This is a genomic window from Citrobacter freundii complex sp. CFNIH2 (assembly GCF_002880615.1).
Lineage (GTDB): Bacteria > Pseudomonadota > Gammaproteobacteria > Enterobacterales > Enterobacteriaceae > Citrobacter_A > Citrobacter_A amalonaticus_F.
The window spans coordinates 2,222,280-2,234,668 of the sequence record NZ_CP025757.1 but is presented as its reverse complement, the minus strand read 5'-3'; the positions used below and the strand labels follow the sequence as shown (position 1 = coordinate 2,234,668).

At 55.3% G+C, this 12,389-nt stretch carries 10 protein-coding genes; 8 read left to right on the top strand and 2 right to left on the bottom strand.

Features of this window, described 5'->3' with window-relative positions:
• Window positions 1-9 precede the first annotated feature (9 nt).
• Together pcp and nei are read left to right on the top strand one after the other, a co-directional pair.
• The gene (gene pcp / locus WM46_RS11035; RefSeq protein WP_061076860.1) at window positions 10-654 is read left to right on the top strand and encodes a pyroglutamyl-peptidase I; all 645 of its coding nucleotides are present in this window, start codon (window positions 10-12) and stop codon (window positions 652-654) included.
• A gap of 23 nt (window positions 655-677) precedes the next feature.
• Entirely contained in the window at window positions 678-1,469 is a 792-nt protein-coding gene (gene nei, locus WM46_RS11030; RefSeq protein WP_102602262.1) for an endonuclease VIII, read from the top strand.
• Here the strand turns inward: nei and WM46_RS11025 are convergent.
• Window positions 1,466-2,512 carry an AbrB family transcriptional regulator gene (locus WM46_RS11025; RefSeq protein WP_102602261.1) on the bottom strand — a complete coding sequence of 349 codons (1,047 nt, stop codon included), beginning with the start codon at window positions 2,510-2,512 and terminating at the stop codon, window positions 1,466-1,468. The two genes, nei and WM46_RS11025, sit on opposite strands and share 4 nt — an antisense overlap.
• Window positions 2,513-2,698: 186 nt before the next feature.
• Window positions 2,699-3,982 carry a citrate synthase gene (locus tag WM46_RS11020; protein ID WP_102602260.1) on the bottom strand — a complete coding sequence of 428 codons (1,284 nt, stop codon included), beginning with the start codon at window positions 3,980-3,982 and terminating at the stop codon, window positions 2,699-2,701.
• Between the two features lie 695 nt (window positions 3,983-4,677).
• Here WM46_RS11020 and sdhC point away from each other — a divergent pair.
• From sdhC to odhB, 6 genes are all read left to right on the top strand, one after another.
• Window positions 4,678-5,082, top strand: coding sequence for a succinate dehydrogenase cytochrome b556 subunit (sdhC, locus tag WM46_RS11005; protein WP_043001371.1), 405 nt, complete (start codon window positions 4,678-4,680; stop codon window positions 5,080-5,082).
• The gene (gene sdhD, locus WM46_RS11000; protein ID WP_042320644.1) at window positions 5,076-5,423 is read left to right on the top strand and encodes a succinate dehydrogenase membrane anchor subunit; all 348 of its coding nucleotides are present in this window, start codon (window positions 5,076-5,078) and stop codon (window positions 5,421-5,423) included. Before sdhC ends, sdhD begins: the two co-directional genes overlap by 7 nt.
• Complete coding sequence (sdhA, locus tag WM46_RS10995) at window positions 5,423-7,189, top strand: succinate dehydrogenase flavoprotein subunit (protein ID WP_102602258.1); 1,767 nt, start codon at window positions 5,423-5,425, stop codon at window positions 7,187-7,189. The genes sdhD and sdhA overlap by 1 nt, the downstream gene beginning before the upstream one ends.
• Before the next feature lie 15 nt (window positions 7,190-7,204).
• Complete coding sequence (gene sdhB, locus WM46_RS10990) at window positions 7,205-7,921, top strand: succinate dehydrogenase iron-sulfur subunit SdhB (RefSeq protein ID WP_043001368.1); 717 nt, start codon at window positions 7,205-7,207, stop codon at window positions 7,919-7,921.
• A 415-nt stretch (window positions 7,922-8,336) separates the two neighbouring features.
• Window positions 8,337-11,138 (top strand): 2-oxoglutarate dehydrogenase E1 component, encoded by a 2,802-nt coding sequence (gene sucA / locus WM46_RS10985; RefSeq protein WP_061076864.1) that lies wholly within the window; start codon window positions 8,337-8,339, stop codon window positions 11,136-11,138.
• A gap of 14 nt (window positions 11,139-11,152) precedes the next feature.
• Complete coding sequence (gene odhB, locus WM46_RS10980) at window positions 11,153-12,373, top strand: 2-oxoglutarate dehydrogenase complex dihydrolipoyllysine-residue succinyltransferase (RefSeq protein WP_061076865.1); 1,221 nt, start codon at window positions 11,153-11,155, stop codon at window positions 12,371-12,373.
• Window positions 12,374-12,389: the final 16 nt, after the last annotated feature.

Here is a 12,389-nt window from a genome sequence, read left to right as displayed (position 1 = left end):
GGAGGACGGATGAAAACAGTATTAATCACCGGATTTGAGCCCTTCGGTGGCGAGCAGGTTAACCCTTCCTGGGAAGTGGTCTCGCAGCTCGACAATGCTATCATCGCCGGGTGTCGCGTGGTGGCGCGTCAGTTGCCGTGTGTGTTTGGCGAGTCGCTCAGTGTGCTGAATTCCGCCATTGATACGCTCTCTCCGTCGCTGGTGCTGGCCATCGGACAGGCGGGCGGACGGACCGATATTACCGTTGAGCGCGTGGCGATCAACGTCGACGACGCCCGTATTCCGGATAATAAAGGCCAACAGCCGGTGGATGAGCCGATTGTTGCTGGCGGGCCAGCGGCCTGGTTTAGCACGCTGCCCATCAAAGCCATGGTGGCGGCGATGCGTGAAGCGGGTGTGCCAGCGTCGGTCTCACAGACGGCGGGGACGTTTGTTTGCAACCATGTGATGTACGGATTGCTGCACAAACTGAGCGGCATCGCGGAGGTGAAGGGGGGATTCATCCATATCCCTTATCTGCCGCAACAGGCGGCGGCGCATCCGGGTGCGCCCAGTATGGCGGCGGAAACGGTACGTCTGGCGCTGGAAGTGGCGATCGCTACCGCATTGCAGATCGACGATGACATCGCCGTGACAGGTGGCGCCACGCACTAATCTCCTCAGATAAGGACAGAACCATGCCTGAAGGCCCGGAGATCCGCCGTGCGGCGGATAACCTGGAGGCGGCGATCAAAGGCAAACCCCTGACGGATGTCTGGTTTGCCTTTGCGCAGTTAAAACCGTATCAATCCACGCTGGTGGGGCAGACCGTCACGGCGATGGAGACGCGCGGCAAAGCGTTGCTGACCCATTTTTCCGCTGGTCTGACGCTCTACAGCCATAACCAGTTGTATGGCGTCTGGCGCGTGGTGGACAGTGGCGACATGCCGCAAACCACCCGTATTCTGCGCGTTAAACTTCAAACCGCGGATAAAACCATTCTGCTCTACAGCGCGTCTGACATTGAGATATTGACGCCGGAACAGCTCACTACCCATCCCTTCCTGCAACGGGTCGGGCCGGACGTGCTGGACCCGCGTCTGACGCCTGACGCGGTGAAAGCGCGGTTACTCTCGCCGCGTTTTCGCAACCGTCAGTTTTCCGGTCTGTTGCTGGATCAAGCTTTTCTCGCCGGACTGGGAAACTATCTGCGCGTGGAGATCCTCTGGCAGGTGGGGTTAACCGGTCAGCATAAAGCCCGCGATCTCAGCGATGCGCAGTTGACGGCGTTAGCGCATGCGCTGCTGGATATTCCGCGCCTGTCATATACCACCCGCGGTCAGGTGGATGACAACCGGCATCATGGCGCGCTGTTTCGCTTTAAGGTGTTTCACCGCGACGGTGAACCCTGCGAACGTTGCGGCGGGATCATCGAGAAAACCACGCTCTCCTCGCGCCCGTTCTATTGGTGTCCGCATTGCCAGCATTAATGCGCGTGTCGCGGCGCTTTGGCTGAAATAAAACGGGCGATGGCGGGGCCGGTGAGAAGAATACTGAACAGGCGCAGGGTTTGCATTGCCATGATCAGCGACATGTCGGCGTGACTGCCGGCGGCTATTACTGCAACCGTATCCAGCCCCCCAGGGCTGGTGGCGAGATAGGCGGTTAAAAAATCAATCTGCATATAGTGGGCGAGGCCCCAGGCCATCGCTGCACAAATCGCCAGTAAGGCGAAGATAGAGACCAGGATCTGCGGCAACGGCCGCAGCGCCATAAAAAACACCTGCTTGTCGAACCCGAGACCAATCTGCCAGCCAATAATCATATAGGCGATCGCCAGCAACCATTCCGGCAGTTCAATCACCATCATGCCGCTCGCATGCAGCACTGCGCCGACCAGCATCGGCACCAGCATCGTACCGGAAGGAATACGCAGCATCCGGCCTACGACGCTGGCAACCGCCGCTAACAGCAGCGTCGTGAACAAATTGCCGCTCAGTGGCGGGAACCACTCAATCTGCTGGCTGACGGTTTCCGCGCTTTCACCCATGATAAACTGGGTCACCAGCACCGCCGCACCAGCGACAAACAGTACCCGCAGATACTGCATAAAGGCGACCAGGCGGATGTCGGCACCGTAATCCTGAGCCATCGCGACCATTGCCGCCGCGCCGCCGGGCGATGAACCCCACGCCCCGGTGTTGCCCGGTAGAGAACTGTAGCGAACCAGCAGCCAGCCGACGGCTGTACTGGAGAGCAGCGTCACCAGCAGAACCGCCAGTACCACCGCCCAGTTTGCCGCCAGGGTGGTTAACAAGGAGACCGAAAGATTTTGCGCGATCATGCAGCCGAGAATGGCCTGAGCACCGAGGAACGTGCAGCGAGGGAGTTGCAGGGAGATACCGCGAAGACTGAACAGAATGCCGGTAATCATCGGGCCGAGCAGTAGCGCCGCCGGAAGATGAATACAGAGAAAGAGCAGGGACAAAAGAAGTGACAGCAAAAACAGCAGGCCCCACCGCAGAACTGGCATTCCGTGCTCCCTAAGGAAAATCAAGAGGGTTATCAATCAATAATAGAGAAAGTGTTGCGAGAAGGATATAACTCGGGTCAATAAAACGAGGGAATTTGCCGGAGGGCAAGGTTAACGTTTTATCCGGCCTACGCGATACACAAACGTAAGCCGGATACGCGTTAGCGCCATCCGGCGGTCTGACGATTAATGCTTAAGGTCAGATTTAAAATCGCGTTTTTCGTAGCCGGTGTACAGCTGACGTGGACGCGCGATTTTCATACCATCGGTATGCATTTCGCTCCAGTGCGCAATCCAGCCAACGGTACGGGCCATGGCGAAGATCACGGTGAACATGGAAGACGGGATCCCCATCGCTTTCAGGATGATACCGGAGTAGAAGTCGACGTTCGGGTAGAGTTTCTTCTCAATGAAGTACGGGTCGTTCAGCGCGATGTGTTCCAGCTCCATCGCCACTTCCAGCAGGTCATCATTGGTACCCAGCTCTTTCAGCACTTCGTGGCAGGTCTCACGCATCACGGTTGCACGCGGATCGTAGTTTTTGTAAACACGGTGACCGAAGCCCATCAGGCGGAAAGAGTCATTCTTGTCTTTCGCACGACGAACGAATTCCGGAATGTGTTTAACCGAGCTGATTTCTTCCAGCATCTTCAGCGCCGCTTCGTTCGCGCCGCCGTGCGCCGGTCCCCACAGGGACGCAATACCCGCAGCAATACAGGCAAACGGGTTCGCGCCAGACGAGCCTGCTGTACGTACGGTTGAGGTGGATGCGTTCTGTTCATGGTCGGCGTGCAGGATCAGGATACGGTCCATCGCGCGTTCCAGTACCGGGTTCACTTCATAGGTTTCGCACGGTGTGGAGAACATCATATTCAGGAAGTTACCGGCGTAGGAGAGGTCGTTACGCGGATAAACAAACGGCTGGCCGATAGAATATTTGTAACACATCGCCGCCATCGTCGGCATTTTAGACAGCAGACGGAATGCCGCGATTTCGCGGTGGCGCGGATTGTTCACATCCAGAGAGTCGTGATAGAACGCGGCGAGCGCACCGGTGATCCCGCACATTACCGCCATCGGGTGTGAATCGCGACGGAAAGCGTGGAACAGGCGGGTGATTTGCTCATGGATCATCGTATGGCGAGTCACGGTGGTTCTGAACGCGTCGTATTCTGCCTGCGTCGGTTTTTCGCCGTTCAGCAGGATGTAGCACACTTCCAGATAGTTAGACTCGGTGGCCAACTGATCGATCGGAAAGCCGCGATGCAACAAAATGCCTTCATCGCCGTCGATGAATGTGATTTTGGATTCGCAGGATGCAGTAGAGGTGAAACCAGGGTCAAAAGTAAACATCCCCTTTGAACCCAGGCTACGAATATCAATAACATCTTGACCTAGCGTGCCCTTCAGCACATCCAGCTCAATAGCCGTATCACCATTTAGGGTGATTTTTGCTTTTGTGTCAGCCATTTACGGTCTCCTTAGCGCCTTATTGCTTAAGACTACTCAGGTGAGATTTGCCATCGATACATCAATCAACCGTTACCAGTTTGTTATTCGGCTCGCCGCTCTGGATAGAGGAGAAAACCAGGGTACAGAGCAATGGGCGCTTGCAGGTAAATCAGTTAACTCATGGTGAATTAGCAACAAATCAACAACTTAGCAATCCGAATTATTCAACCTGTCTATCACTATTAACTGTACTGAAGGGATCGGTCAATATCTTCCTACTGTTACATAACTTATTTGCAGGTTAAAGAGTGACCCCATAACTTTTACGCATTATATGCCTTTTCTGGTGTTGTTTGTAACAACTTTGTTTAATGATTGTCAAATCAGATGATTAAAAATTAAATAAATGTTGTTATCGTGACCTGTGTCACTGTTCGGGATAAAACCCGACAAACTATATGTAGGTTAATTGTAATGATTTTGTGAACGTCCTATACTGCCGCCAGGTCTCCGGAAACCCCTGCAATCCCGAGCCACCCAGCGTTGTAACGTGTCGTTTTAGCATCTGGAAGCAGTGTTTTACATGACGCGCAGTTATAGAAAGGACGCTGTCTGACCCGCACGCAGACCGGAGGAAGGAAATCCCGTCGTCTTTCAGGCTACAGGAGATTCACTCTCTGTACCCGAAGTCCAAAGGGAATAATAAGAACAGCATGTGGGCGTTATTCATGATAAGAAATGTGAAAAAACAAAGACCTGTCAATCTGGATCTGCAAACGATCCGGTTCCCAATCACGGCGATAGCGTCCATTCTCCATCGCGTTTCCGGAGTGATCACCTTTGTGGCGGTCGGGATCCTGTTGTGGTTATTGGGCACCAGCCTCTCTTCCCCTGAAGGATTCCAACAGGCATCCGCCATCATGGGTAGCTTTTTTGTTAAATTTATTATGTGGGGCATCCTTACCGCGCTGGCGTATCACGTCGTGGTCGGTGTTCGTCACATGATGATGGATTTTGGCTATCTGGAAGAAACATTCGAAGCGGGTAAACGCTCAGCCAAAATCTCTTTTGTTATCACTGTCGTGCTTTCACTTCTCGCAGGAGTCCTCGTATGGTAAGCAACGCCTCCGCACTAGGACGCAATGGCGTACATGACTTCATCCTGGTCCGTGCTACCGCTATCGTTCTGACGTTATACATCATCTATATGGTGGGTTTCTTCGCCACAAGCGGCGAACTGACCTGGGAAGTCTGGACCGGTTTCTTCTCATCGGCTTTCACCAAAGTCTTCACCCTGCTGGCACTTTTTTCCATCTTGATTCATGCCTGGATCGGCATGTGGCAGGTGTTGACCGACTACGTTAAACCGCTGGCAATTCGTTTGCCGCTGCAATTGGCTATCGTCGTTGCCCTGGTGGTTTACGTGATTTATGGATTCGTTGTGGTGTGGGGTGTGTAATGAAACTGCCAGTCAGAGAATTTGATGCTGTAGTCATTGGTGCAGGCGGCGCAGGTATGCGTGCAGCACTGCAAATTTCCCAAAGCGGCCAGACCTGTGCGCTGCTGTCCAAAGTGTTCCCAACCCGTTCCCATACCGTTTCTGCGCAGGGTGGCATCACCGTCGCGCTCGGTAATACCCATGAAGATAACTGGGAATGGCACATGTACGACACCGTTAAAGGGTCGGACTACATCGGTGATCAGGACGCGATCGAATATATGTGTAAAACCGGTCCGGAAGCGATTCTGGAACTGGAGCACATGGGGCTGCCGTTTTCCCGTCTCGACGACGGCAAAATTTACCAGCGTCCGTTTGGCGGCCAGTCGAAAAACTTCGGCGGCGAGCAGGCGGCACGCACCGCGGCGGCGGCTGACCGTACGGGTCATGCGTTGCTGCATACGCTGTATCAACAGAACCTGAAAAACCACACCACGATTTTCTCCGAGTGGTATGCGCTGGATCTGGTGAAAAACGCCGATGGCGCAGTGGTCGGTTGTACCGCGCTGTGCATCGAAACCGGTGAAGTGGTCTACTTCAAAGCCCGTGCGACCGTGCTGGCCACCGGCGGCGCAGGCCGTATCTATCAGTCCACCACTAACGCCCATATCAACACGGGCGACGGCGTGGGCATGGCTATCCGCGCAGGTGTGCCAGTGCAGGATATGGAAATGTGGCAGTTCCACCCAACCGGTATTGCCGGTGCGGGCGTTCTGGTGACAGAAGGCTGCCGCGGTGAAGGTGGTTACCTGCTGAACAAACACGGCGAGCGCTTCATGGAGCGTTATGCGCCGAATGCGAAAGACCTCGCGGGTCGTGATGTGGTGGCGCGTTCTATCATGATCGAAATCCGTGAAGGTCGCGGCTGCGATGGTCCATGGGGTCCGCATGCCAAACTGAAACTCGACCATCTGGGTAAAGACGTTCTGGAATCCCGTCTGCCGGGTATTCTGGAACTGTCTCGCACCTTTGCCCACGTTGACCCGGTGAAAGAGCCGATTCCGGTTATCCCAACCTGCCACTATATGATGGGCGGCATTCCGACCAAAGTGACCGGTCAGGCGCTGACGGTGAACGAGCAGGGCGAAGACGTGGTGATTCCGGGGCTGTTTGCGGTCGGTGAAATCGCCTGCGTATCGGTACACGGCGCTAACCGTCTGGGCGGTAACTCGCTGCTGGATCTGGTGGTGTTCGGTCGTGCGGCCGGTCTGCATCTGCAGGAATCTATCGCCGAGCAGGGCGAACTGCGCGATGCCACAGAAGACGAAATCGATGCGTCCCTGGCGCGTCTGAACCGCTGGAACAACAACCGTGATGGTGAAGATCCGGTGGTGATTCGCAAAGCGCTGCAGGAATGTATGCAGCATAACTTCTCGGTCTTCCGTGAAGGCGATGCGATGGCGAAAGGTCTGGAAGAGCTGAAAGCCATCCGCGAGCGTTTGAAAAATGCCCATCTGGACGACACCTCCAGCGAATTCAACACCCAGCGCGTAGAGTGTCTGGAGCTGGATAACCTGATGGAAACTGCCTATGCAACCGCAGTGTCCGCCAACTTCCGTACCGAGAGCCGTGGCGCGCATAGCCGCTTCGACTTCCCGGAGCGTGATGATGAAAACTGGCTGTGCCATTCCCTGTATCTGCCAGAGACGGAATCCATGACCCGACGTGAAGTCAACATGGAACCGAAACTGCGCCCGGCATTCCCGCCGAAGATTCGTACTTACTAATGCGGAGACAGGACAATGAAACTCGAGTTTTCAATTTATCGCTATAACCCGGATGTTGATGACGCTCCGCGCATGCAGGATTACACCCTGGAAGGCGAAGAAGGGCGTGACATGATGCTGCTGGATGCGTTGATGCAGCTCAAAGAGAAAGACCCCAGCCTCTCTTTCCGCCGCTCCTGCCGTGAAGGTGTGTGTGGTTCAGATGGTCTGAACATGAACGGGAAGAACGGTCTGGCCTGCATCACGCCGGTGTCAGCGCTGGTTCAGCCCGGTAAAAAAATTGTTATCCGTCCGCTGCCTGGTTTGCCGGTGATCCGCGATTTGGTAGTAGACATGGGGCAATTCTATGCACAATATGAGAAGATTAAGCCTTACTTATTGAATAATGGGCAAAATCCTCCGGCTCGCGAGCATTTACAGATGCCAGAGCAGCGGGAAAAACTCGATGGGCTGTATGAATGCATTCTGTGCGCCTGCTGCTCAACGTCTTGCCCATCCTTCTGGTGGAATCCGGATAAGTTTATCGGTCCTGCGGGTCTGTTAGCGGCCTATCGCTTCCTGATCGACAGCCGTGATACCGAGACCGACAGCCGTCTGGAAGGGATAAGCGATGCATTCAGCGTATTCCGCTGTCACAGCATCATGAACTGCGTCAGTGTATGTCCTAAGGGGCTGAACCCGACGCGCGCCATCGGCCATATTAAGTCGATGCTGTTGCAACGCAGTGCGTAAGTAGACATTGCCCGCGGTGGCAATCCTGTAGGCCGGATAAGACGTTTGCGTCGCCATCCGGCACATTTTGCCTGATGACGCTTCGCTTATCAGGCCTACGGGGTCGCCACCAGGCAAATCAGTGCAGGAAACCTCTAAAAACTGCCACATTGATAGCAATAATCGAGATGTTCAGCGCGAGACAAGGCGCGAACGGAACGAATCGTCGGGAGCATAGTTCACTATGTGACCGGGGTGAGAGACGGGTGCAACGCAGTCGCAGCCTGAACAACGACGATTATTAGACAGTTTTTAAAGGTTCCTTAGCGGACGCAGATCACACGACAGTCCGTAACAAGTGAACCCCGGCACGCATACGACGTATGCGTGGTAGTATCCACGGCGAAGTAAGCATATAAATGCTTAAGGGATCACGATGCAGAACAGCGCTTTGAAAGCCTGGTTGGACTCTTCTTACCTCTCTGGCGCAAACCAGAGCTGGATAGAACAGCTCTATGAAGACTTCTTAACCGATCCTGACTCGGTAGACGCTAACTGGCGTTCGACGTTCCAGCAGTTACCTGGCACCGGAGTCAAACCGGATCAATTCCATTCAAAAACGCGTGATTATTTCCGTCGTCTGGCGAAGGATGCCTCACGTTACTCTTCTTCGATTTCCGACCCTGACACCAATGTGAAGCAGGTTAAAGTCCTGCAGCTCATCAACGCTTATCGCTTCCGTGGTCACCAGCATGCGAATCTCGATCCGCTGGGACTGTGGCAGCAAGAAACTGTGGCAGATCTGGATCCTTCCTTCCACGATCTGACAGAGGCCGATTTCCAGGAAAGCTTTAACGTAGGTTCTTTTGCCGGCGGCAAAGAGACGATGAAGCTGGGCGAGCTGCTTTCCGCGCTCAAACAAACATACTGCGGCCCGATTGGCGCCGAGTACATGCACATCACCAGCACCGAAGAGAAACGCTGGCTGCAACAGCGGATCGAATCCGGTCGCGCCGCGTTCAGCGGTGAAGAGAAAAAACGCTTCCTGAGCGAACTGACCGCAGCAGAAGGTCTGGAACGTTATCTGGGCGCGAAATTCCCGGGCGCGAAACGCTTCTCGCTGGAAGGCGGCGATGCGTTAATCCCGATGCTCAAAGAGATGATCCGCCATGCCGGCAACAGCGGCACCCGTGAAGTGGTGCTGGGTATGGCGCACCGTGGTCGTCTGAACGTACTGGTCAACGTGCTGGGTAAAAAACCGCAGGACCTGTTCGACGAATTTGCGGGCAAACATAAAGAACATCTCGGCACCGGCGACGTGAAGTACCACATGGGCTTCTCATCGGATATCGAAACCGAGGGCGGTCTGGTTCACCTCGCGCTGGCGTTTAACCCGTCGCACCTGGAAATCGTCAGCCCGGTGGTAATTGGTTCCGTTCGCGCCCGTCTGGACAGGCTGGACGAACCAAGCAGCAACAAAGTCCTGCCGATTACCATCCACGGCGATGCTGCGGTAACCGGGCAGGGCGTGGTTCAGGAAACCCTGAACATGTCGAAAGCGCGGGGTTACGAAGTGGGCGGTACCGTTCGCATCGTGATCAACAACCAGGTGGGCTTCACCACCTCTAACCCGCTGGATGCGCGTTCCACCCCGTACTGCACCGACATCGGTAAAATGGTTCAGGCGCCGATCTTCCACGTGAATGCGGACGATCCGGAAGCGGTCGCGTTTGTTACGCGCCTGGCGCTGGACTTCCGTAACACTTTCAAACGCGATGTCTTCATCGACCTGGTGTGCTACCGCCGTCACGGCCACAACGAAGCCGACGAGCCGAGCGCAACTCAGCCGTTGATGTATCAGAAAATCAAAAAGCATCCGACTCCGCGTAAAATCTACGCTGACAAGCTGGAAGCGGATAAAGTTGCGACGCTGGAAGATGCCACTGAAATGGTCAACCTGTATCGTGACGCGCTGGACGCGGGCGAATGCGTGGTGAAAGAGTGGCGTCCGATGAACATGCACTCCTTTACCTGGTCGCCGTACCTCAACCACGAATGGGATGAAAACTACCCGAACCAGGTTGAGATGAAGCGTCTGCAGGAACTGGCGAAACGCATCAGTACGGTGCCGGAAGCGGTTGAGATGCAGTCACGCGTCGCGAAGATTTATGGCGATCGTCAGGCTATGGCGGCCGGTGAGAAACTGTTCGACTGGGGCGGCGCCGAGAATCTGGCCTACGCTACATTGGTCGACGAAGGGATTCCGGTTCGTCTGTCCGGTGAAGACTCAGGTCGCGGTACCTTCTTCCACCGTCACGCGGTTATTCACAACCAGGCGAATGGTTCAACCTATACGCCGCTGCAGCATGTCCATAACGGACAGGGCTCCTTCCGCGTCTGGGACTCCGTGCTGTCTGAAGAAGCGGTACTGGCATTCGAATACGGCTATGCCACGGCGGAACCGCGCACGTTGACCATCTGGGAAGCACAGTTCGGTGACTTCGCCAACGGCGCACAGGTGGTGATCGACCAGTTCATCTCCTCCGGTGAGCAGAAATGGGGCCGGATGTGTGGCCTGGTGATGCTGCTGCCGCACGGTTACGAAGGGCAGGGCCCGGAGCACTCCTCCGCGCGTCTGGAACGTTATCTGCAACTTTGCGCTGAGCAAAACATGCAGGTGTGCGTACCGTCTACCCCGGCTCAGGTGTATCACATGCTGCGTCGTCAGGCGCTGCGCGGGATGCGTCGTCCGCTGGTGGTCATGTCGCCGAAATCGCTGTTGCGCCATCCGCTGGCGGTCTCCAGCCTGGACGAACTGGCTAACGGCACCTTCCTGCCTGCCATCGGTGAAGTGGATGACCTCGATCCGAAAGGCGTGAAGCGTGTGGTGATGTGTTCTGGTAAGGTTTATTACGACCTGCTGGAACAGCGTCGCAAGAACAATCAGAAAGATGTCGCCATTGTGCGCATCGAACAGCTTTATCCTTTCCCGCATCAGGCGATGCAGGAAGTATTGAAACAGTACGCTCACGTACATGATTTTGTCTGGTGCCAGGAAGAGCCGCTCAACCAGGGCGCATGGTACTGCAGCCAACATCATTTCCGTGAAGTGATTCCATTTGGGTCCGCTCTGCGTTATGCAGGTCGCCCGGCCTCCGCCTCTCCGGCGGTAGGGTATATGTCCGTTCACCAGAAACAGCAACAAGATCTGGTCAATGACGCGCTGAACGTCGATTAATTAAAGGATACATAATGAGTAGCGTAGATATTCTTGTTCCCGACCTGCCTGAGTCCGTAGCGGACGCGACTGTTGCCACCTGGCACAAAAAACCGGGTGATGCGGTGGTTCGTGACGAAGTGCTGGTAGAAATCGAAACTGACAAAGTGGTACTGGAAGTACCGGCATCAGCGGACGGCATTCTGGATGCAGTTCTGGAAGACGAAGGCACGACCGTGACCTCGCGCCAGATCCTCGGTCGCCTGCGTGAAGGCAATAGCGCGGGTAAAGAAACCAGCGCGAAGTCTGAAGAAAAAGCGTCTACCCCGGCGCAGCGTCAGCAGGCTTCTCTGGAAGAGCAAAATAACGATGCCCTGAGCCCGGCGATCCGTCGCCTGTTGGCTGAGCACAGCCTCGACGCCAGTGCAATCAAAGGCACCGGTGTGGGCGGTCGTATCACCCGTGAAGATGTGGATAAGCATCTGGCGAAAGCCCCTGCGAAGGCCGAGGCTAAAGCACCGGCAGCAGCCCCTGCTGCACAGCCGGCCCTGGGGGCGCGCAGCGAAAAACGTGTACCGATGACCCGTCTGCGCAAACGCGTGGCCGAGCGTCTGCTGGAAGCAAAAAACTCCACTGCCATGCTGACGACCTTCAACGAAGTCAACATGAAGCCGATCATGGAGCTGCGTAAGCAGTACGGTGAAGCGTTTGAAAAACGCCACGGTATCCGTCTGGGCTTCATGTCCTTCTACGTGAAGGCGGTGGTGGAAGCGCTGAAACGTTATCCGGAAGTGAACGCGTCTATCGATGGCGACGACGTGGTGTATCACAACTACTTCGACGTGAGCATGGCGGTGTCCACGCCACGCGGCCTGGTAACCCCGGTACTGCGTGACGTTGATACGCTGGGTATGGCTGACATCGAGAAAAACATCAAGACGCTGGCTATCAAAGGTCGTGACGGCAAGCTGACGGTGGAAGATCTGACGGGCGGTAACTTCACCATCACCAACGGTGGCGTATTCGGTTCCCTGATGTCCACGCCGATCATCAACCCGCCGCAGAGCGCGATCCTCGGGATGCACGCGATTAAAGATCGTCCGATGGCGGTAGATGGCAAGGTCGAAATCCTGCCGATGATGTACCTGGCGCTGTCCTACGATCACCGTCTGATCGATGGTCGCGAATCCGTGGGCTTCCTGGTGGCGATCAAAGAACTGCTGGAAGATCCGACTCGTCTGCTGCTGGACGTGTAGTAAACAAGAGTATCAC